The following is a 23327-nucleotide window of genomic DNA, read 5'->3' on the forward strand; positions in this document are numbered from 1 at the left end:
ATAATGATTATCTTTGTACCCCAATTCATTTTCAACAGTCTATGACAAAAAATACATCTATCATCATAAAAGGAGCACGCGTCAACAATTTGAAGAACATTGATGTAGAGATACCCCGTAACAAACTGGTGGTTATTACCGGGCTATCCGGTTCCGGCAAATCCTCACTTGCATTCGATACACTCTATGCCGAAGGTCAACGCCGCTACGTGGAAAGCCTCAGCAGCTATGCCCGCCAGTTTTTAGGACGTATGAGCAAGCCCGAATGTGACTTTATCAAAGGGATTCCTCCCGCTATTGCCATTGAACAGAAAGTGAGCAGCCGCAATCCGCGCTCTACCGTAGGGACTTCTACTGAGATTTACGAATATCTGCGCCTACTCTATGCCCGAGTGGGACGGACATTCAGTCCCGTCAGCGGACAGGAAGTGAAGAAACACTCCACCGAAGATATTGTGAACTGTATGCTTCAGCAGCCTGTAGGAACACGCTATACCGTGCTCGCTCCTATATTGCTTCGTGAGGAACGTACCTTGCAGCAACAACTGGAGATAGACATGAAACAGGGCTTCAACCGCCTGGAAGTGAACGGAGAAATGGTACGCATTGACGAGTACCGGCCTAAAGATGGAGACACTGTATTCCTTTTGGTAGACCGTATGACGGCTTCCGGAGAGAAAGATGCCATCAGCCGTCTTACCGATTCCGCCGAGACTGCCATGTACGAGGCAGACGGAGCTTGCCTGTTGCGCTTCTACCAACCGGACGGCACTACCAGCCTATACCGTTTCAGTACCAAATTTGAAGCGGACGGTATCACGTTTGAAGAACCCAACGACCAGATGTTCTCGTTTAACTCCCCCATCGGAGCCTGCCCTGAATGTGAAGGTTTCGGACGTGTCATCGGCATTGACGAACATCTGGTTATCCCCAACCGCTCCCTCTCTGTGTACGACGGTGCAGTAGTATGCTGGCGCGGAGAGAAAATGGGCGAATGGAAAGACATGGTAATACGTGGCGCGGAAAAGGCCGGCTTCCCTATTTTCACCCCTTACTATCAACTGACGGATGAGCAACGCCGAATGTTGTGGGAAGGTACTCGCTACTTCGAGGGCATCAATGCTTTCTTCAAAATGGTGCAAGAGAATCAATATAAAATACAGTATCGTGTAATGCTGGCACGTTATCGCGGTAAAACCCTTTGCCCCAAATGCCACGGTACGAGGCTGAAACCCGAAGCCGGTTATGTCCGGGTGGGCGGACGCAGCATTTCCGAATTGGTGGACCTGCCTATCACGGAACTGAAAGTATTCTTTGATAACCTGAAACTGGACAAACACGATACCGATGTTGCCCGCCGCATCCTTATAGAAATCAACAACCGCATCCGCTTCCTGCTGGATGTAGGCTTGGGATACCTCACGCTGAATCGTCTCAGCAACTCCCTTTCCGGCGGTGAAAGTCAGCGCATCAATTTGGCAACTTCTTTGGGAAGCAGCCTCGTGGGCAGTCTCTACATTTTGGACGAACCGAGTATCGGACTTCACAGCCGTGACACAGACAAACTGATACACGTCTTGCGCCAACTGCAACAGTTGGGTAATACCGTAGTAGTGGTGGAGCATGATGAAGAAATAATCCGTGCCGCCGACTACATCATCGACATCGGTCCTAAAGCCGGACGCCTGGGTGGCGAGGTTGTATATTGCGGAGATATGAAAGACTTGCAAAAAGACAGCAATAGCTACACTGTACGCTATCTCTTGGGTGAGGAAACTATTCCCGTACCCAAAAGCCGTCGCCCGTGGAACCAGTATATTGAAATCACAAGTGCCCGCGAAAACAACCTGAAAGGTGTAGACGTACGCTTCCCGCTCAACGTAATGACCGTAATCACCGGCGTATCGGGTTCGGGTAAAAGTACACTGGTACGCGACATCTTCTTCCGTGCCCTCAAACGAGAGTTGGACGAATGCAGCGAACGCCCGGGCGAGTTTGCTTCTATCGGCGGAGACCTGCAGAACCTGCGTAATGTAGAATTTGTAGACCAAAACCCTATCGGCAAATCCTCACGTTCTAATCCCGTAACCTATATCAAGGCCTACGACGAAATCCGCAAACTATGGGCAGAACAACCTCTTGCCAAACAAATGGGCTATACCGCCGGACATTTCAGCTTCAACAGCGAAGGCGGCCGTTGTGAAGAGTGTAAAGGCGAAGGCACTATCACTGTAGAGATGCAGTTTATGGCCGACCTCGTACTGGAGTGCGAATCTTGCCACGGCAAGCGTTTCAAGGCAGATACACTGGAAGTGAAGTTCCACGACACCAGCATCTACGACGTACTGGAAATGACTGTCAACCAGGCAATCGAGTTCTTCACCCAACACGGGCAAAAGAAAATCGTGAAGCGTTTGCAACCGCTGCAAGACGTCGGGTTGGGATATATCAAACTCGGACAATCCTCCTCCACCCTCTCCGGCGGCGAGAACCAGCGTGTAAAACTTGCATACTACCTCAGTATGGAAAAAGCCGACCCGACGCTTTTCATTTTCGACGAACCCACTACAGGACTACACTTCCATGATATTCGAAAATTACTGGAAGCCTTCGACGCATTGATACGCCGCGGTCATTCCATTGTTATCATTGAGCACAATATGGATGTAGTGAAGTGCGCCGACCACGTTATTGACCTCGGTCCCGAAGGTGGAGACAAAGGAGGTTACATCGTGGCAACCGGTACCCCGGAAGAAGTAGCGGCTTGTACGGCAAGTTACACAGGGCAGTTCCTAAAGGAAAAGCTACAATAGACCTACAGCATAATTCCGTCAAAATCGTCCTGCGAGACAAAAAAAGGGATGCATCAAAACGAATTTAAACTATCATTCTGTCATTCAGAGGAGCTTGCGACGAAGAATCTTTTCTCTTATATGTCAGGAGAAGAGATTCTTCACTTCGTTCTGAATGACAGAATGATAGTTTAAATTCGTTTTGATGCATCCGCAATTATATTATGCAATTTTCTTTCTACCTCTCTTAGAAGTAGAAGCCAAATCCCACCTTCAGTCCGAACTCCGAACGATCCTTGTTTATATCCCAATAAACAGCCGGTTCGATAGTTACCGTACGTGACAGGAAGAACGCGTAACCGGCTTCCATACCAAAGCCAAAACGGGTTTTATCGCCACCATCCCAATTATAACGGTTCAGATTAACGTCAGCTCCCAAAAAGACACCAACCTTGTCAATATAATAGCGTCCGCCCACACCCAAAGTATAGACGTCCACTCCACCGCCTTGCCATTTTGCACCGGCGTCTATCAGCAAAGCTACATTATCCATCAAAAACGCACCGCCTTTGGCTTCAATACCAAAATTGGCTTTATCCGTTTCTGTATTATAGGAGAAGTTAAGCCCGGTAACGGAAGGATTCACGAACCATTTTCCTTTTTCAAACTGTGCATGGGCAGCCACAGTGCCAATAAGCAAGCATACGAGTAATGCGAGTCTTTTCATCTTGTTTTCATTTTTGAGTGAATAATTATTTTCGTTCTATTCTATCTTCTTCACGACGTTTCCGCTGTAATTCCTCTTTTTTACGAAGCACCAGCCACAGCACAAGTACAATGACATACGAAGCAATTACGGTGACATACTTTTCCGTATTGCTGATTTCCGTATTACGCGGCAGAAAATATGCCGCAGTGGCAGAAACATAAATAAGCAGGGCTATGGTCAAGCCCGTAGATTTCTTGAATTTCTTCATCAGTTAAGAATTTTAGTATGTTTATTCTTCCATGCAACGAACCACACCAAAGCTATCACAACACCGGCAATTCCTATGCCGTAAGCTACCGGATGCGACAGGCCGAAACCTTCGGGCGCTATACAGATATAGGTTGTACAAACACAAGTCATGAAAAAGGCAGGTATCAATGTCAGAAAATATGGTTTCTTCTCACGTACCAGATAGACTGTTATAGCCCATAGAGTAAAGACAGACAAAGTCTGGTTGGCCCACGCAAAATAGCGCCATATCATATCGAAACCGTCTTTATCGCGCAAGCTATACAATAACAATCCGATAGCTGCCAAAAACATCGGCACGCATATATATAAACGACGGCGCATTGTTTTTTGTTCCATACCCAGAAAATCTGCAACGATAAGTCGTGCCGAACGGAAAGCAGTATCACCACTGGTGATAGGAGCCGCAATCACACCCAGTATAGCAAGTACCCCGCCGATTGTTCCCAACCAGTTTTTCGTAATAGCATCCACAATGACGGCGGCATTCGTCTCTTTCATTCCGTTTTCGTGGAAAAAGTAAGTGGCGGCGGCAGCCCAGATAAGTGCTACGATGCCTTCGGTAATCATAGCGCCGTAAAATACCGGACGACCATGGCGTTCACTCGTCATGCAACGTGCCATTAACGGACTTTGTGTGGCATGAAAGCCACTGATTGCCCCGCATGCAATACTGACAAACATAATAGGGAATATAGGCAGTGCAGAAGCATTAGGATGGGGATTCTGTAGCCCGTCCCATACTTCCGGCAGTGCCGGATGATTTACGTAGAGCATTACCAAAATACCTACTGCCATAAACAGCAATGCAATAGCAAATAACGGATATATCTTACCGATAATCTTATCTACCGGCAATAGGGTGGCAAGCACATAGTAAATAAAGACCACTACAATCCAGAAGGTAGTATCCAGCGTCTCCGGTGTCAGGCTGGCAAGCAGTCCGGCAGGACCTGCTACGAACACTGCTCCTACCAATATCATCAGGACAACAGTAAACCCACGCATTACTTGCTTGGTAGTCATCCCCAAATAACGGCCTATAATCTCCGGCAAACTCTCCCCACCGTGCCGCAACGAAAGCATTCCCGCAAAATAATCGTGCACAGCACCGGCAAAAATACTTCCTAACACAATCCACAAATAAGATGCCGTACCGAACTTGGCCCCCATAATAGCGCCGAAGATTGGTCCCAAACCTGCGATGTTCAAAAATTGTATCATGAAGATTTTCCACGTAGGCAGCGGGATATAATCCACTCCGTCGGCCTTTGTAAGAGCTGGTGTCTTACGGTCGTCCGGTCCGAATACGTGTTCAATAAAGCGTCCGTAGATGAAATAGCCTGCAACCAACGCCAGCAAGCAAAGTGTAAATGTAATCATGGCGTGCTAATGTTTAATATATATATGCTCAGTGTTAATGTATTTTATATATGCAAATGTAACAGTTTCCAACTAAACTACACAAATTTATCAAGCGATTTACTTATCTTCGCCGTGAAATATAACAGAAATAAAGAAGTAAATAGGAGTTTACTCCCAACCAAAATACCGTTATGAAGAAATTAAACTTTATCCTATTATATATTTTCTGCCTCTTCCCCCTTGCCTCCGCCCAACGTCCTCCCAAGCATGAGGTACGTGCCGCATGGGTTACTGCCGTTTACGGATTGGACTGGCCCCGCACCCGTGCCACCACCCCCGAAGGGATTCGCAAGCAGCAAGCCGAACTCGTGGAGATACTGGACAAACTGAAAGCAGCCAACTTCAATACAGTCCTCTTCCAAACCCGTACCCGCGGAGATGTATTATATAAATCCGCTATCGAGCCCTACAACTCCATTCTGACAGGAAAGATCGGAGGTAATCCGGGTTACGACCCGCTTGCCTTCGCCGTAGCAGAATGTCATAAACGCGGTATGGAATGCCACGCCTGGATGGTAACCATTCCTTTAGGTAATCGCAGGCATATCTCCGCTCTCGGCAAGGAGTCTGTCACCAAACGTAAACCGGCTATCTGTGTGCCCTATAAACGTGAATATTTCCTCAATCCCGGACATCCTCAAACCAAAGAATACCTGATGAGCCTTGTCCGTGAGGTCGTGGAACATTACGATGTAGACGGTGTACACTTCGATTACCTGCGCTATCCCGAACACGCCCTGCGCTTCTCCGACAGCTATACCTATAAAAAATACGGCAACGGACGAGACCTTGCACAATGGCGGCGGGATAATATCACGGAAATCGTCCGTTATCTCTATAAAGGCGTCAAAGCACTGAAGCCCTGGGTAAAGGTCAGCACCTGCCCCGTAGGCAAGTACCGCGATACATCCCGTTATCCGTCTCGCGGCTGGAATGCTTTCCACACCGTCTATCAGGATGTACAAGGCTGGTTGGGCGAAGGCATACAAGACCAAGTCTACCCGATGATGTATTTCCGTGGCAACGGCTTCTACCCTTTTGCACTCGACTGGCAGGAACAAAGTAACGGACGGCAGATTATTCCCGGACTGGGCATCTACTTCCTCGACCCCAATGAAGGCAACTGGACGGTAGACGAAGTAGAGCGGCAGATAAACTTCACCCGTACACATGGTCTGGCAGGCGAAGGTCACTACCGTGTGAAGTACCTCATGGACAATACGCAGGAACTTTATGACATTCTTGAAGAAAGCTACTACACCGCTCCCGCCCTGCAACCTGCCATGCCGTGGATAGACGATGTTCCGCCAACCGCCCCCACGCAACTCTGCGTCGAAAAACAATCCGAAGGATATTGGAAAATCAGTTGGCGCCCATCCACCGACAATGACAGACAAAACGCTCCGACCTATGTACTTTACGGCTCCAATACCTACCCCGTAGATACTGATAACCCGGAAAACATACTGGCGCAACGTATACAGGGAACAGAATACATATACGCCCCCATCCGTCCGTGGGCTACCCGAAAATACTTTGCCGTCACCGCCACAGACCGTTGCGGCAACGAAAGTCCCGCCTGCAAACAATAACCGGAGTCATATCCGAACATATGCCCTATAGCAACTTTTAGGCGTAACCGGCACTAACGGCAAATAACCGGAAACAATCCTGCCGCTTTCCGTTATCAGCGGCCAGTCCCGCATATCCTGTTCATGCCGCACACGCAACGCTTCATTGTCAGGAAAATATTCAATATTAAAATATCCCGTACGGCCGGAAAGCACAAAGTTATCATAAAACAAACGGGCCACCACTCCCATATTCATGCGCATATTTATCTCCACACAAGGGTGGACAACATATCCTTGCCCCTTCTCCTGCCTGCAAAGCATCATGTCAACTCCCAAATAGCCCGTATAGGTATTTCCATAGATTGCTGCCAATTCCGTACAAAGCGACCCACGCATAAGCACCAATTCTTTTAGAGGGAGATAGTGTGCAACCATCTCCTCTATCTGTCCGTCCGATGCTATCAGATTGCCCGTATATGCTCCATGCTCGTTGGTAGAAAACATGGAATACCCTGCAAAAAGCACCTCTCCCCGCCCGTCAGAGTAAAACTCAAGAGCAAAGTCTTTCACCTTATTATATATAGGTTCCGCCGTAAGGCAACCCTGTTCCTTCAAAATTCTTTCACACCAATTGGCCACAGGTTTTGTCAATCCATGCAGGCACCAGTTCAGCCCCTTTCCGCTACCGGACCAAGGAACTTTGAGCAAGCAAGTGTGCATTGCACTTACTATCCGCTCACAATCTGCGCTATTTTCTATAAGATAATGTTCACCACAGGTATATTCCGGATAACACCCCGTTATATGCCGTGTCATTGCTACGGCTTGCAAACGGGAAGAGAGCAGGCGATACTTCCCAAGAAGTCGGGAATCAGGCAGCCTGTCCTCACTTATGCCGCCTTTCAACAAATATTTTCGGATAGAAGGATTCCAACCCCAAGGTACAATCTCCGCCCCGGCATAATCGGGCAATTCGGGTTCTGTCGCCAATTGTACCTGTAACGGAAAAATCTCCCGCATCCGTTTCAGGAAGTCTGCATTATAAGCAGAAGGGGCCAATACCGCACTGTCCGAACCGGCATACCACATCGGCAGCAACGCCAAATCCTGCGCCATGCGCCGGGCAGAAGCCGGAGCTATATAGTTCTCTTCATTATTGGCAAGCGCCAAATCGGAATCGGGATTAAATAGATATAATTTCATTGATTATAGTTCATAATTATTCGGAACTGCAAACTTACAGAGAAAAAGGACAGCATACAAATATATAAAACTTAACTATGAACAAGATATTTTGCTATCTCTACTTTGCAATTCTATAAAAAAGGTGTATATTTGTCGCCCGATAAACCGAATTTAAAGCATGGAAGCATTTTACCGAACACACGCTTATCTGGTAGAGCATACAAATGCCCCCGTTCGCCGCGACCTCATGGATGAGATTGACTGGAACGACCGTCTTATCGGTATCAAAGGTACCCGAGGTGTAGGCAAGACCACATTCCTGTTGCAATATGCCAAAGAGAAATTCGGAACCGACCGCTCCTGTCTCTTTATCAACATGAACAATTTCTACTTCTCCGGCCACAGCATCGTAGACTTTGCCTACGAATTCCAACGCCGGGGCGGAAAAGTATTGTTGATAGACCAGGTATTCAAGCACCCGGACTGGAGCAAGGAACTGCGCTTATGCTACGACCGTTTCCCCAATCTGAAGATTGTCTTTACCGGTTCGTCTGTGATGCGCCTGAAAGAAGAAAATCTGGAACTGAGGGATATCGTAAAGAGCTATAACCTGCGCGGTTTCTCTTTCCGCGAATATCTGAATCTGCAAACAGGTATGAAGTTCCGTTCCTACTCATTGGAAGAAATCCTGAGCAACCACGAACAGATAGCCAAAGGCATCCTTTCGAAAGTACGCCCGTTGGATTACTTTCAAGACTATATGCACCACGGCTTCTACCCTTTCTTCCTTGAAAAGCGTAATTTCTCGGAAAATCTGTTGAAGACGATGAACATGATGGTAGAGGTGGATATTCTGCTAATCAAGCAAATAGAATTGAAATATCTGTCCAAGATAAAGAAATTGTTATATTTGCTGGCAGTAGACGGGCCGAAAGCCCCCAACGTAAGCCAGCTTGCCAACGACATACAAACCTCCCGTGCTACGGTGATGAACTACATCAAGTATCTGGCAGATGCGCGCCTTATCAATATGGTATATCCCAAAGGAGAAGAATTCCCCAAGAAACCGTCGAAGATAATGATGCACAACTCCAACCTGATGTATTCCATCTACCCCGTAAAGGTGGAAGAACAGGATGTACTGGAAACTTTCTTTGCAAATACAATGTGGAAAGACCACAAAGTGAACAAAGGAGATAAAAACATTTCGTTCATGGTAGACGAAGTGATGCCTTTCAAGATTTGTCAGGAAGGCATGAGGATTAAGAACAATCCGGGAGTGACATATGCATTGCACAAGGCAGAAATAGGCCGGGGCAATCAGATTCCTCTCTGGTTATTCGGTTTTCTATATTAATTGAGAGATTTTTTTACTTAATAAATTCAATTTAGTTATGACTAAACAGAAGAAATTCATTACTTGTGATGGTAACCAAGCTGCTGCACATATCTCGTATATGTTCTCTGAAGTAGCTGCTATCTATCCTATCACTCCCTCTTCTACGATGGCTGAATACGTAGACGAATGGGCTGCCGCAGGTCGCAAAAACATCTTCGGCGAAACAGTATTGGTACAGGAAATGCAATCCGAGGGTGGTGCTGCCGGTGCCGTTCACGGTTCTTTGCAAGCAGGTGCGCTGACTACCACGTACACCGCTTCACAAGGTTTGTTGCTGATGATACCGAATATGTACAAGATTGCCGGTGAATTCCTGCCTTGTGTGTTCCATGTGTCTGCACGTACTTTGGCAAGCCATGCGCTGTGTATCTTCGGTGACCATCAAGACGTTATGTCTGCACGTCAGACAGGTTTCGCCATGTTGGCCGAAGGCTCTGTACAGGAAGTTATGGACTTGGCCGGTGTTGCTCACTTGGCTACTATCAAGTCTCGCGTTCCGTTCATGAACTTCTTCGACGGTTTCCGTACTTCTCACGAAATCCAGAAGATTGAAATGTTGGAAAACGAAGACCTCGCTCCGCTTATCGACCAGGAAGCGTTGGCAGAATTCCGTGCACGCGCACTGAACCCGATGAATCCGGTTGCCCGTGGTATGGCTGAAAACCCCGACCACTTCTTCCAACACCGCGAATCATGCAACAACTACTACGAAGCAGTTCCTGCTATCGTTGAGGAATACATGAATGAAATCTCCAAAATCACAGGCCGCAAATACGGTTTGTTCGATTACTACGGTGCAGAAGATGCAGAACGCGTAATTATCGCTATGGGTTCTGTAACGGAAGCTGCCCGCGAAGCTATCGACCACCTCGTTGCCAATGGTGAAAAGGTTGGTTTGGTTGCTGTTCACTTGTATCGTCCGTTCTCTGCCAAGCACTTCCTTGCTGCCGTTCCTAAGACTGCCAAGAAGATTGCCGTACTTGACCGTACAAAAGAGCCGGGTGCTAACGGTGAACCGTTGTATCTCGACGTAAAAGACTGCTTCTACGGTGCAGAAAATGCTCCGGTTATCGTAGGCGGCCGTTACGGTTTGGGTTCCAAGGACACTACTCCTGCACAAATCATTGCAGTTTACAAAAACTTGGCTATGCCGATGCCGAAGAACCACTTCACTATCGGTATTGTGGATGACGTTACTTTCACTTCTCTTCCTCAAGAAGAAGAAATCGCATTGGGCGGCGAAGGTATGTTCGAAGCTAAGTTCTACGGTTTGGGTGCTGACGGTACAGTAGGCGCTAACAAGAACTCTGTAAAGATTATCGGTGACAACACAGACAAGCACTGCCAGGCTTACTTCTCTTATGACTCTAAGAAGTCAGGCGGCTTCACTTGTTCTCACTTGCGTTTCGGTGATACCCCAATCCGTTCTACATATTTGGTAAACACTCCGAATTTTGTGGCTTGCCACGTTCAGGCTTACCTGCATATGTACGATGTAACTCGTGGTTTGCGTAAGAACGGTTCATTCTTGCTGAATACTATCTGGGAAGGTGAAGAACTGGCCAAGAACCTGCCAAACAAAGTTAAGAAATACTTCGCACAGAACAATATCTCTGTTTACTATATCAACGCAACTCAGATTGCACAGGAAATTGGTTTGGGCAACCGTACCAATACTATCCTCCAATCCGCATTCTTCCGTATCACAGGTGTAATTCCCGTAGAACAAGCTGTTGAACAGATGAAGAAATTCATCGTTAAGTCTTACGGCAAGAAGGGTGAAGACGTAGTGAACAAGAACTACGCTGCCGTAGACCGTGGTGGCGAATACAAGACTTTGTCCATCGACCCGGCTTGGGTTAACCTGCCTGATGATGCCAAAGCAGAAAATAACGACCCTGCATTCATCAACGAAGTGGTTCGTCCTATCAACGCACAAGATGGTGACTTGTTGAAAGTATCTGCATTCAAGGGTATCGAAGACGGTACTTGGGAACAAGGTACGGCTAAGTACGAAAAACGCGGTGTGGCAGCTTTCGTTCCTGAATGGAATCCTGAAAACTGTATCCAGTGTAACAAATGTGCTTACGTTTGTCCTCACGCTTCTATCCGTCCGTTCGTACTCGACGCTGAAGAGCAGAAGGGTGCTGAGTTCGCTCAACTGAAAGCTGTAGGTAAGGCATTTGACGGTATGACATTCCGTATCCAGGTTGACGTTCTCGACTGTCTGGGTTGCGGTAACTGTGCCGATGTTTGTCCGGGCAACCCGAAGAAGGGTGGCAAGGCTCTTACTATGAAGCATCTTGAAAGCCAATTGGCAGAAGCAGCTAACTGGACTTACTGTGCAGAAAACGTAAAGAGCAAACAACACTTGGTTGATATCAAGGCTAACGTTAAGAACTCTCAGTTCGCAACTCCGTTGTTTGAATTCTCCGGTGCTTGCTCCGGTTGTGGTGAGACTCCGTACGTAAAACTGATATCTCAGTTGTTCGGCGACCGTGAAATGGTTGCTAACGCTACGGGATGTTCTTCTATCTACTCCGGTTCTGTACCTTCTACTCCTTATACCAAGAACGAAAAAGGTCATGGTCCGGCTTGGGCTAACTCATTGTTCGAAGATTTCTGCGAATTCGGTCTGGGTATGGAGCTCGCTAACGAAAAGATGCGTGCACGTATCGTGAAGGCTATGGAAGAAGCAATCGCAGCAGAAAGTACTCCGGCTGAATACAAAGAAGTATTCCAAGCATGGATTGAAAATATGTACGATGCAGACAAGACAAAGGAACTGGCTGAAAAGATTATTCCTATGGTAGAAGCTGCCAAGGACAAATGTGACAACTGCAAGACTATCGCCAGCCTGTCTCAATATCTGGTAAAACGCAGCCAGTGGATTATCGGTGGTGACGGTGCTTCTTACGACATCGGTTACGGTGGTCTTGACCATGTAATCGCCAGCGGTAAGGACGTTAATATCCTCGTTTTGGATACTGAGGTTTACTCTAACACAGGCGGTCAGTCTTCTAAGGCTACTCCGGTAGGAGCTATCGCTAAGTTTGCCGCTGCCGGTAAGCGTGTACGCAAGAAAGACCTCGGTCTGATGGCTACTACTTACGGTTATGTATATGTTGCTCAAATCGCTATGGGAGCTGACCAAGCTCAGACTTTGAAAGCTATCCGCGAAGCAGAAGCATATCCCGGTCCGTCACTCATCATCGCTTATGCTCCGTGTATCAACCACGGTTTGAAGGCAGGTATGGGTAAGAGCCAAGCCGAAGAAGAAAAAGCCGTTAAGTGCGGTTACTGGCACTTGTGGCGTTACAACCCGGCTTTGGAAGCTGAAGGCAAGAATCCGTTCACGCTGGATAGCAAAGAACCGGATTGGTCAGGATTCCAAGATTTCTTGAAGGGTGAAGTTCGTTACGCATCTGTAATGAAACAATACCCGCAAGAAGCTGAAGAATTGTTCCAAGCAGCTGAAGAAAACGCTAAATGGCGTTACAACAGCTACAAGCGTCTGTCCAAAGAAAACTGGGGTGCAGAAGTTGCTGAATAATAGTTGATAAGTTATTTAAATAATAATCAGAGGGCTGTCCTGCATTGCGGTGACAGCCCTCTTTCTTATATTGTCCCTTTCCTTTTCAGGAACTCCGTCGGACTTTCACCAAACTGTTCCTTATAGCATTTTGTAAAATAAGAAGGTGACGAAAAGCCTACTTCATAGGCAATCTCAGCTATAGTCATATCAGAAGCGGCAAGCAAAGAGGCAGCCTTTTTCAAGCGCATTTGGCGCAGCAGTTCGTTAGGAGAATAGTTAGTCAGTGACTTTAATTTTCGATAAAGCTGCACACGGCTCATTCCCATATCACGTCCCAAGTCCTCAACATTCAGTTCCGGGTCTTTCATCTTTTCTCCGACCAGAGATTTGAAACGGGTAACAAAATCCTTGTCAAGTTCACTGATAGACTCTTTCTCTATAGACTGATTATCACCAAAGAATTGCTTCAACTGCCTGTGATTAGCGATAAGGTTCTTAATGCGCGAAAGCAGTAATTGCGAATTGAACGGTTTGGATATATAAGAATCAGCTCCTCCCTCATATCCCTGTATACGCTGTTCGTCGAGCGAGCAGGCTGTAAGCAGGATAACCGGGATGTGGCAAGTTTGTAACTCTCCCTTCAGCCGGCGACAGCATTCCATACCATCCATGCCGGGCATCATTACATCGGAAACAATCACATCGGGCACATATTTCATGGCAAGACGAATGCCCGTCATTCCATCCGCCGCATCCAGTACACGGTATTCCTTAGAAAGTAAAGCCTTCACGTAGTGACGTATATCGGCATTATCATCAATGACAAGCACTGTCGGACAATCATCCTCCACCACCTCTTCTCCTAACGGAATTTCCGCATCCACCAGCGTGGATGCAATCTCTTTCTCATCCGCAGGCAGAGTGAGTGTGGCAGGATGATACTGCGACACATCCTGCTTCGGGAAAGTAACGGTAAAAGTAGTCCCTTTCTCGTTGCTGTGTGCCATGATATTCCCGCCGTGCATTTCCACAAAAGCGCGTACCAAAGCAAGACCAATACCTGTACCCGCCTGATGACCGTCCACCTGATAGAAACGTTCAAAAATAGCCTCAACATCAGTAGTAGAAATATAACTGCCCGAATTGAATACCGACAAGCGGAAATGGCGGTCTTCCGCTTCGAGACGTACCACAATCTTTCCATTCTCCTGCGTGTATTTCACGGCATTGGAAAGGAGATTAAAGTATATACGTTCCATCTTCTCGGCGTCTGCCAGCATACGATAATCCACCCCGGAAACCGGTTCAAAACTAAAAGCAATATGCTTTTTAAGCAAAGCCATACGAAAAGAGTCATTCCATCCCCCAAAGCTGTTCAGCAAATCAAAAGGTTCGAGATGCAGTTCCATACGCCCGTTCTCAACTTTACGAAAATCAAGAATCTGATTGACAAGGCGCAAAAGAATATGTACGTTCTTCTTCATCAGTTCCAACAGCTGATGTGACTGTTCACTGATAGAACGGTCGGCAAGAAGCTGGTCAACGGGGTCGGCAATCAGAGTCAACGGTGTACGGAAGTCATGGGAAACATTGGTGAAGAACACCAATTTAGCGTGGGTGGCGGCTTTCAGTTCACGAGAGAGTTGCTCCAACTGGTCTTTCTGCATCTCCAGCTGATCCCTTTGTTGCTCCAATTGTTCCTTCCTGCGGGAAAGTTCACGGTTCAACCTGTTCTTTGTACGCAAAGAAAGATAAACAGCGACCAATAGCCCGACAACCAGCAAAAGAACTAACAGACTTCCATACAAAATAACCTGTTGCGTGGCATAACGCGCCAGATATTGATTAATCTTCCCATTCAAGGTTTCAATCTTTTCATCGAGTGAACTGATATGGGCAGTCTGCATTTTCATAATAAGCGCATTATCACGGTCTACCACCGAAGTATTCAGGATTGTTTCTCGGGGAAAGTTCCTCTTATTCAGAATATCCATTGCTATCTGCATAACGCGGTCACCGCCTGTAGGATAAATAAATGTAGCATCCAACTCACCCGAAAGGACTTGCTCCACCCCGTAACCTTCACCGGGAATGGCATCTGTACCGACAAAACGCAGATTCTTTTCTCTGTTCCGGCGCATGGCGGCTGTATAAGCCCCGGCAGCCATACGGTCATTCTGGGCATAGACAACATCTATTTGCGGAAAACGTTCAAGTAGAGTATCCATTCTTACTTCCGCCTGAGAGCGTAGCCAAGCCCCGTCTTCCCTTGCCAGCAGACGAATGTCCGGGCAAGCGGATATGACACTCATAAACCCTTCATGGCGGTCTATCGCAGGAGTAGAACCCGACAGCCCCGTAATCTCCACCACCGTGCCTTTCCCATGAAGCATATTAGCCACATACTTGCCTATTGCCTTACCTATTTCGTAATTATCCGCACCGACATAGGCTGTATACTTTTCAGAAAGGATTCTACGGTCCACTACAATAACAGGGATACCCCGGTCGTAGGCTTCTTCTACAACCGGGGTTATTGGTTCGGCTTCATTGGGAGCAACTATCAATAAGTCCACTCCCGCCTCTATAAAATGCCGGATATCCTTTACCTGTTTGGCATTATCATCTTTCACTGTACGTATCTCTACCTCCACGCCATCGTAGAAAAGAGCTTCACGCAACATCTCATTATTCATCTGGTGACGCCACTCGTCATCGCTACATTGCGACACTCCGATGTGGAAGCGTACTTCGTGTCGGGAACAAGAAGTCACCACACCGCCACATATTAACAGAACAAACAGTAACAGGTAAACATATCGTCTCATCTTCTTTCGCTGATTTTAAGTGATTGCAGATGAGCAAAGATAAGAAAAAAATCAGATTCTGTCTTTCAATATCTGCGGCAATTCCGGCATTGCTCCGCTCTGCGTGCATACATAAGCTGACACCTCTACTGCCAGTTTATGGGCCTCTTGTACCGGTTTGCCGCTGAGAATAGCCGATGTAAAGGCAGCCGTAAACGAATCGCCGGCACCTACTGTATCGGCAACGGGTACTCTCGGAGTTTCCTGAAAAGATACAACTCCCGGAGTAAACACATAGCTGCCGTTCGTACCGCAAGTCAGAATAAGCATTTTCAAATTGTACTTGGCAAGAAGAATCCAACACTTGTCCTGCAAGTCAATACCCGGATAACCGAATATACGACTGATTGTCACTAATTCCTCATCATTGATTTTTAAGACATTGCAACGTCGCATGGAATCACAAAGTATCTCTTTTGTATAAAACCCCTGACGCAGGTTGATATCGAATATCTTCAATTGTTCCGCACCGTCCGGCATGGTATCAAGAAAACGGTTTATCGTTATACGGCTGACCTCATTACGTTGTGCCAAAGAGCCGAAGCATACGGCACGTGTATTCAGGGCCAGACGTTTCAGTTCATCCGTAAAAGGTATATTATCCCATGCAACACCTTCTTTTATCTCATAGCAAGGTACACCCACCGCATCGAGCGTCACCTGCACCGTACCCGTAGGATAAGGCACACGTTCTATTTGCGTACGCAAACCTTTCCGTGCAAAAACTTCCAGTATTTCATCACCGTCGGCATCAGCACCTACCGCACTGACTACACGGCTGTCAAAGCCGAATTGCGATACATGATAGGCAAAGTTTGCCGGAGCGCCGCCGATTTTCTTTCCTTCGGGCAGGCAGTCCCAAAGCGCCTCACCCATTCCTACTACAATCTGATTCATGATATTTAATTTTACAGTTTTACATATTATTCTCTTCATTGCAAAGGGCGGAAAAGCAAAGCCGTATATCGAGCCATGCTCAGTCCTATACTTAGGGTATCTCAGTCGTATACTTAGGGTACCTCTGTATACGACTGAGGTACTCCCCTCTCACAACACCTTGCAGAGCCGCTCACAAAAGAGTCAGCGTTTCATTCTCACCATATAGAAAAATAAGTATAGAGCACCTACCGTCATCACCGCCACTGCACCGCTTTGACCGATGGCATCACTTGCCACCCCCATTGCAAGCGGAAATATCGTACCGCCGAACAACCCCATAATCATCAGCCCGCTGACTTCGTTCTTCTTCTGCGGCATTGCCAACAATGCCTGTGAGAAGATAATCGGGAAGATATTGGAATTTCCGAAACCTATCAGAGCGATACATACGTATATCAGTACCATGTCATGAAAAACAAACAGTCCTGCCATTGCCGCCAACATACACAACACGCTGATTCCAAAGAAAGTTCGTGCAGCCATTTTCTGCAAAATAAAGGCTCCGAGGAAGCAACCTGCCGTACGGAAGATAAAATAAAGGCTTGTGGCAAACCCTGCATCGGCAAGCGACATGCCCATACGCTCCATTAAAATCTTAGGTGCAGTAGTATTTGTGCCCACATCAATACCCACATGGCACATGATACCCAAGAAACAAAGCAATATAAACGGTTTCCCCAGCAAAGCAAGGCATTCACCGAAAGTAGAAGGACGTCCTTCTTCCTTTTCTTCACTAATGGATGTAGTACCCAGCCACAGAATAGCGATAACGGCTATCACCATATAAACAGGGAACAGTACTCTCCAGCCCATACCCAACGAAGGTATAGCCTGCGTAGCCCCCCACATGGCAATATATGGAGCAAGAAAAGAGGCGATTGCTTTTACGAACTGTCCGAAAGTCAAAGAACTTGCCAGCCGCTCTCCACTGACAACGTTAGAAAGCAAAGGATTAAGCGAAGTCTGCATCAGCGCGTTACCGATGCCTAACAGCGAAAATGAAATCAGCATCAACGCATATCCGTCTCCGAAAACCGGCAGCAACAACGATGCGAAAGTCACAGCCAAACTAAGAAGCACTGTTCTTTTGCGCCCGATGCGGTTCATCAGCATACCCGTAGGTACGGAGAAGATAAGAAACCAGAAGAACACAAGCGAGGGGAAGATATTTGCCTGGGAATCCGTCAGGTTTAAATCTGCCTTTACATAGTTGGAAGCAATGCCCACCAAATCGACAAACCCCATGGCAAAGAAGCAAAGCATGATGGGGAGCAACTTTGCAAGCGAATTATTATTGTTATTCATAAGATAGCGAATTTTAGTTATTAACTTTTAAAGGATTTACAGTCAAGTCATTCACTTTGCAACGTCCCTTATCTACAACAAAGGAAATGGTTGTATAAGGATTCTGCGGAAACACAAGGTTGGTCATCGCAAAACGTCCGTTGCCCTCGAATGCCTCAACACTGCAACGGTCTATAAATAGACGCAGACGCTGCTTGGCTTCTGCCGGACAAGGAGCTATGGTCACTGCAGGAAAGTCCTTGTTGAAGTCCGTAAGTCCGCTTGCAGTGCGATCCATGCTGAATGTAGAGTTATCCAAGTCATAAGTCATTACAGTCTGTTCATTTTTATCATTGGACAAGGTAATATATACTTTACTTGCCGAACGGGGAATCAGTTCAAAATTAATTTCGCAGATACCGCTGTTCTCGGCAGGCAGCTTCCGGGAAATTTTCTTTGTTCCGGCAGAGAAAGCCCCGTATTTCAACGCTTTTCCTGCACGCAACGCAGCTACTTCCGGTGCAGGAGTTACCGCCAAATAAAGTTCGCCGTCACTGCCTTCGTACAATTCAACGTCACGCGGCAATGTATTGGCGCTGCGGAACTGTTTGGTAGGCACATTGTTGGCATATTGCCAGTTACTCATCCATGCAATCATGGTGTGCCGTTTTTCGGGCGTATTGCTCCAAGATACAGCGGCATAATGGTCTTTACCGTAATCCATCCACTTGGTTACTTCGGGTTTGGTGTCACAAGTAAAGTTTTTCCCGTCAAAGTCTCCGACAAAATACTGTGCCGCACTGCCGCCGAAAGGTCCACCGGGATTGATATTGCAAATCAGTACCCATTTTGTACGGTCTGTCCCGCGAACGGGTAACTCCATGAGGTCCGGACACTCCCATACGCCATCCTGTGCACCATATCCATGACCGAAGCTGCTCTCCTTCGTCCAGTTCTTCAAATCGGGAGAGGAATATATCCACATTTCCTTTTCCAGCGCAGCTGCCAGAATAAGAATCCATTTGCCACTCTTTTCGTGCCAGAACATATTCGGATCGCGGCATTCCTTATCGGCGGCAATGATAGGATTGTTTTCATAGACATGGAAAGTCATTCCGTTGTCCAGACTATATGCAAGACTCTGCATCTGGCTGGCTCCCGCCGAAGTATAAATGGCAATCACAGCACCCTTTCCGAAACCTGCCGTATTATCCTTATCAACCACGCTGCTACCGCTAAACACAGTACCTAAGCCGTTGGGCTGTATAGCTACCGGATGGTGCTGCCAGCTTATCAAGTCCTTGCTGGATGAATGTCCCCAGTTCATATTACCCCACATGGATCCGTATGGGTTCCATTGGTAGTAGAGGTGATATTCGCCGTCCTTGTAGAACATCCCGTTAGGATCGTTCATCCAGCCATAAAGGGGAGAATGGTGGTACAGAGGACGAAATACCTCACGGTTGGCATCATCAAACGTATCGGAAAGTCTCAGTTCTTTCCAACAGGCATCCGCCATGGCATCACGTACATTGGCACGGCTGTTGCCGGTATGAATGTCGAAAGTTACCGTCTTGCCTTTATACTGTTCCAAAGCAAACGGAACAAGATAGTCGATACGGTTGACAGCCAGACGAACCAGGAAACTTTGATCTGTCTTATTATTCACCAATACATTGACGGTAGCTTCCGGGGCAGCTTCTTCCACCGGCAATAAAAGGTACTTTTGCGCTTCCTGCACCTGTACCAAACTGTGATTTGCACCCAGATAATGGATTTTCAGTCCGGCAGACTGCGCCGCACAAATACCGATATTCATTATTATAATAAGAAAAGTTGCAATAATCTTTCCCCAAAAAGGAAGAAGTGTTCTATGAGAATAATGCTTCATTTTCAAAATCAGGTATTAAATTTAATGTTTACTTTATAAACTCGCTCAATGCTCGGGAAAGCACATTGCAAAGAAACGGAATAAATGCGAAAGGGGCTAACACAAATGTTACAAATGCTGCTAAAATTGATACGGGGCTACCTCCTGAGCCGTTTCAATCCTATGTCATGAAACAAAATTTGCAGCATCCGTATCATTTTTTATAGCTCGTTTCAATACAAACCATTTACTTTGCGATATCAAAACATGATCGGGAAAGCTGTTTTGAGAATTTAGAATCTAACTGTTAACAATAAATTTATAATGTATGAGAAAACTTAGCATTATGATGTTCCTTCTCGGATTATGCGGTTTTGTCTATGCACAAAACATCCAAATAAAAGGAACAGTAAAGTATGCAACCGACGGAGAGCCTATCATCGGCGCCTCAATCGTTGAAGAAGGCAACAAGACCAACGGTACGATAACCGACTTCAACGGAAACTTTTCATTGAGTGTTATGTCCGGTGCAGAAATTACAGTATCTTATATCGGTTTTAAGTCACAAACCCTAAAAGCCAAAAACACTTTAGAAATTCTGTTGGAAGAAGACTCCGAAATGCTGCAAGAAGTGGTAGTTACGGGCTATACCACACAACGCAAAGCCGACCTCACCGGCTCTATTTCCGTAGTAAGTATGGACGAGATAGCCAAACAGAACGAAAACAATCCGATGAAAGCCTTGCAGGGCCGCGTGCCGGGCATGAACATTACAGCCGACGGTAATCCGAGCGGCAGCACAACTATTCGTATCCGCGGTATCGGAACACTGAACAACAATGACCCGCTTTACATCATCGACGGTGTACCAACCAAAGGCGGTATGCATGAACTGAACGGAAATGACATCGAATCCATCCAAGTATTGAAAGATGCCGCCTCCGCTTCCATTTACGGTTCGCGTGCAGCCAACGGAGTTATTATCGTCACTACCAAGAAAGGAAAAGAAGGACAGTTGAAAATCAACTTCGATGCTTCTGTCGCCGCCTCCATGTACACCAATAAAATGGAAGTACTGAATGCCGAGGAGTACGGTCGCGCCATGTGGCAAGCCTATGTTAACGAAGGACAAGATCCCAACACAAACGGTCTCGGCTATAAATACAACTGGGGTTACGATGCCAACGGATACCCGCAACTGAACGGTATAAGTATGTCCAAGTATCTGGATTCTGCCAATACAACCCCGGCAGCCGATACGGACTGGTTCGACGAAACCACCCGCACAGGTGTTATCCAACAGTACAATGTATCTGTAAGCAACGGTTCCGAGAAAGGTTCGTCTTTCTTCTCTTTGGGATATTACAAGAATCTGGGTATTATCAAGACCTCCGACTTCGAACGTATCTCCGCCCGCATGAACTCCGACTATAACCTTATCGGCAAGTTCCTGACCGTAGGGCAGCACTTCACCGTTAACCGTACGTCCGAAGTACAAGCTCCGGGCAGTTTCCTGCAAAATGTGCTCCAATTCAACCCGTCACTGCCCGTATATACCATTGACGGCAAATTTGCCGGTCCGGTAGGCGGTTATCCCGACCGTGAAAACCCGGTGGCACGTTTGGAGCGCAATGCCGACAACCGCTATACTTACTGGCGTATGTTCGGAGACGCCTACGTCAATCTGAATCCGGTGAAAGGCCTCAATCTGCGCTCTACTTTCGGTATCGATTACTCTCAAAAGCAACAACGGGTGTTTACTTATCCCGTCACCGAAGGTAACGTAGCCAACGACAAAAATGCGGTGGAGGCCAAACAAGAACACTGGACCAAATGGATGTGGAATGCTATTGCCACCTATAACTTGGAAATAAACAAACACCGCGGTGACGTTATGGCGGGTATCGAGTTGAACCGTGAAGACGATGTCCACTTCTCCGGTTACAAAGAGGACTTCTCTATTCTTACCCCCGACTTTATGTGGCCGGATGCCGGGGCAGGTACTGCACAAGCTTACGGTGCAGGCGAAGGGTATTCACTGGTTTCCTTTTTCGGCAAGCTGAACTATACGTACGATGAGAAGTATCTGCTCTCACTCACGGTCCGCCGCGACGGTTCATCCCGTTTCGGCAAGAATAACCGTTATGCCACTTTCCCCTCCGTTTCTGCCGGCTGGCGTATCAGCCAAGAGAACTTTATGAAAGGCATTGACTGGCTGGACGACTTGAAAATCCGCGCATCATGGGGCCAAACCGGTAATCAGGAAATCTCGAATACATCACGCTATACAATCTACGTTCCTAACTATGGAGTAACGGAATCCGGCGGACAAAGCTACGGAACTTCCTATGACATTGCCGGAACCAACGGCGGAAGCATCCTGCAATCCGGTTTCAAACGCAACCAAATCGGTAACGACGATATCAAATGGGAAACCACCACACAAACTAACATCGGTCTTGATTTTTCTTTATTCAGTCAAAGCCTGTACGGTTCATTCGACTGGTACTATAAGAAAACCACCGACATCTTGTTGGAAATGGCAGGCATCGCCGCTATGGGCGAAGGCAGCAAGCAATGGATTAATGCCGGAGAAATGGAAAATAAAGGATTCGAGTTGAATCTCGGCTACCGCAACACCACCCGATTCGGTCTAAAATATGATATAAGTGCCAATATATCCTCCTACCGCAATAAAATCACCGCATTGCCCGCCACCGTTGCCGCCAACGGCACATTCGGCGGAAACGGCGTGGAAAGTGTGATAGGTCACCCCAACGGCGCACAGGTAGGCTACGTAGCCGACGGCATTTTCAAGTCACAGGAAGAAATCGATAACCACGCCACCCAGGAAGGGGCCGGCTTGGGACGAATCCGTTGGCGCGACTTAGACCACAACGGAATCATCAACGAAAAAGACCAGCAATGGATTTACGATCCCACTCCCGCCTTCAGCTACGGTTTGAATATCTATCTTGAATACAAAGATTTCGACCTCACCATGTTCTGGCAAGGAGTGCAAGGAGTAGATGTTATCAGCGACCTGAAGAAAGAGACCGATTTGTGGAGCGGACTCAACATAGGCTTCCTGAACAAAGGGAAACGTGTTCTCGATGCATGGTCACCGACCAATCCCGGTTCTGACATCCCTGCACTGTCACGTAGCGACAATAATAACGAGAAACGGGTATCCACCTATTTTGTTGAAAATGGTTCATTCCTAAAATTACGCAACATACAACTGGGATACAACGTACCGAGAACATTCGCACAGAAAATGAAAATGGAACGCCTGCGCTTCTACCTGAGTGCACAAAATCTGTTTACAATCAAAAGCAAAAAGTTTACCGGAGTAGATCCGGAAAACGCCAACTACGGTTACCCCATTCCATTGAACCTGACTTTCGGTGTCAATGTCAGCTTTTAATCAGAACATAAT

13 protein-coding genes are annotated in these 23327 nt (G+C 46.9%); 5 read left to right on the forward strand and 8 right to left on the reverse strand.

What is annotated here, in order from left to right:
• Window positions 1-41 precede the first annotated feature (41 nt).
• Window positions 42-2813, forward strand: coding sequence for an excinuclease ABC subunit UvrA (gene uvrA / locus DW121_RS08585; protein ID WP_117711299.1), 2772 nt, complete (start codon window positions 42-44; stop codon window positions 2811-2813).
• A 226-nt stretch (window positions 2814-3039) separates the two neighbouring features.
• Here the strand turns inward: uvrA and DW121_RS08590 are convergent, their stop codons facing one another.
• The 3 genes from DW121_RS08590 to DW121_RS08600 are packed head-to-tail and all read right to left on the reverse strand — an operon-like array spanning window position 3040 to window position 5193.
• Entirely contained in the window at window positions 3040-3519 is a 480-nt protein-coding gene (locus DW121_RS08590) for a hypothetical protein (protein ID WP_117711298.1), read from the reverse strand.
• A 25-nt stretch (window positions 3520-3544) separates the two neighbouring features.
• On the reverse strand, window positions 3545-3769 hold the full coding sequence (locus DW121_RS08595; RefSeq protein ID WP_117711297.1) for a hypothetical protein: 225 nt from the start codon (window positions 3767-3769) through the stop codon (window positions 3545-3547).
• Entirely contained in the window at window positions 3769-5193 is a 1425-nt protein-coding gene (locus tag DW121_RS08600; RefSeq protein WP_117711296.1) for a carbon starvation protein A, read from the reverse strand. Before DW121_RS08600 ends, DW121_RS08595 begins: the two co-directional genes overlap by 1 nt.
• 173 nt (window positions 5194-5366) lie before the next feature.
• Between DW121_RS08600 and DW121_RS08605 the strand changes: the two genes are divergently transcribed.
• A complete protein-coding gene (locus DW121_RS08605) occupies window positions 5367-6827 on the forward strand; it encodes a glycoside hydrolase family 10 protein (protein WP_118323530.1) in 1461 nt (486 codons plus the stop codon).
• A gap of 6 nt (window positions 6828-6833) precedes the next feature.
• Here the strand turns inward: DW121_RS08605 and DW121_RS08610 are convergent, their stop codons facing one another.
• Complete coding sequence (locus DW121_RS08610; protein ID WP_118323531.1) at window positions 6834-8012, reverse strand: hypothetical protein; 1179 nt, start codon at window positions 8010-8012, stop codon at window positions 6834-6836.
• A 160-nt stretch (window positions 8013-8172) separates the two neighbouring features.
• Between DW121_RS08610 and DW121_RS08615 the strand changes: the two genes are divergently transcribed.
• Window positions 8173-9351 (forward strand): ATP-binding protein, encoded by a 1179-nt coding sequence (locus DW121_RS08615; protein WP_117711293.1) that lies wholly within the window; start codon window positions 8173-8175, stop codon window positions 9349-9351.
• Window positions 9352-9388: 37 nt separating this feature from the next.
• A complete protein-coding gene (nifJ, locus tag DW121_RS08620) occupies window positions 9389-12946 on the forward strand; it encodes a pyruvate:ferredoxin (flavodoxin) oxidoreductase (protein ID WP_117711292.1) in 3558 nt (1185 codons plus the stop codon).
• Between the two features lie 65 nt (window positions 12947-13011).
• Here the strand turns inward: nifJ and DW121_RS08625 are convergent, their stop codons facing one another.
• From DW121_RS08625 to DW121_RS08640, 4 genes are all read right to left on the reverse strand, one after another.
• The gene (locus DW121_RS08625; RefSeq protein ID WP_118323532.1) at window positions 13012-15756 is read right to left on the reverse strand and encodes a substrate-binding domain-containing protein; all 2745 of its coding nucleotides are present in this window, start codon (window positions 15754-15756) and stop codon (window positions 13012-13014) included.
• A 51-nt stretch (window positions 15757-15807) separates the two neighbouring features.
• Entirely contained in the window at window positions 15808-16692 is an 885-nt protein-coding gene (locus DW121_RS08630; RefSeq protein ID WP_118323567.1) for a carbohydrate kinase family protein, read from the reverse strand.
• A 183-nt stretch (window positions 16693-16875) separates the two neighbouring features.
• The gene (locus tag DW121_RS08635) at window positions 16876-18039 is read right to left on the reverse strand and encodes an MFS transporter (RefSeq protein WP_117711290.1); all 1164 of its coding nucleotides are present in this window, start codon (window positions 18037-18039) and stop codon (window positions 16876-16878) included.
• A 13-nt stretch (window positions 18040-18052) separates the two neighbouring features.
• Window positions 18053-19909 (reverse strand): DUF4980 domain-containing protein, encoded by a 1857-nt coding sequence (locus DW121_RS08640; protein ID WP_118323533.1) that lies wholly within the window; start codon window positions 19907-19909, stop codon window positions 18053-18055.
• A 325-nt stretch (window positions 19910-20234) separates the two neighbouring features.
• Between DW121_RS08640 and DW121_RS08645 the strand changes: the two genes are divergently transcribed.
• Window positions 20235-23315, forward strand: coding sequence for a SusC/RagA family TonB-linked outer membrane protein (locus DW121_RS08645; protein ID WP_118323534.1), 3081 nt, complete (start codon window positions 20235-20237; stop codon window positions 23313-23315).
• Window positions 23316-23327 lie beyond the last annotated feature (12 nt).

The organism is Bacteroides sp. AM10-21B (genome assembly GCF_003472565.1).
Taxonomy (GTDB): Bacteria; Bacteroidota; Bacteroidia; order Bacteroidales; family Bacteroidaceae; genus Bacteroides; species Bacteroides propionicigenes.

Coding starts and splice junctions, on each gene's coding strand:
- uvrA (WP_117711299.1), top strand. CDS start 42: ATGACAAAAAATACATCTATCATCATAAAAGGAGCACGCGTCAACAAT.
- DW121_RS08590 (WP_117711298.1), bottom strand. CDS start 3,519: ATGAAAAGACTCGCATTACTCGTATGCTTGCTTATTGGCACTGTGGCT.
- DW121_RS08595 (WP_117711297.1), bottom strand. CDS start 3,769: ATGAAGAAATTCAAGAAATCTACGGGCTTGACCATAGCCCTGCTTATT.
- DW121_RS08600 (WP_117711296.1), bottom strand. CDS start 5,193: ATGATTACATTTACACTTTGCTTGCTGGCGTTGGTTGCAGGCTATTTC.
- DW121_RS08605 (WP_118323530.1), top strand. CDS start 5,367: ATGAAGAAATTAAACTTTATCCTATTATATATTTTCTGCCTCTTCCCC.
- DW121_RS08610 (WP_118323531.1), bottom strand. CDS start 8,012: ATGAAATTATATCTATTTAATCCCGATTCCGATTTGGCGCTTGCCAAT.
- DW121_RS08615 (WP_117711293.1), top strand. CDS start 8,173: ATGGAAGCATTTTACCGAACACACGCTTATCTGGTAGAGCATACAAAT.
- nifJ (WP_117711292.1), top strand. CDS start 9,389: ATGACTAAACAGAAGAAATTCATTACTTGTGATGGTAACCAAGCTGCT.
- DW121_RS08625 (WP_118323532.1), bottom strand. CDS start 15,756: ATGAGACGATATGTTTACCTGTTACTGTTTGTTCTGTTAATATGTGGC.
- DW121_RS08630 (WP_118323567.1), bottom strand. CDS start 16,692: ATGAATCAGATTGTAGTAGGAATGGGTGAGGCGCTTTGGGACTGCCTG.
- DW121_RS08635 (WP_117711290.1), bottom strand. CDS start 18,039: ATGAATAACAATAATAATTCGCTTGCAAAGTTGCTCCCCATCATGCTT.
- DW121_RS08640 (WP_118323533.1), bottom strand. CDS start 19,909: ATGAAGCATTATTCTCATAGAACACTTCTTCCTTTTTGGGGAAAGATT.
- DW121_RS08645 (WP_118323534.1), top strand. CDS start 20,235: ATGATGTTCCTTCTCGGATTATGCGGTTTTGTCTATGCACAAAACATC.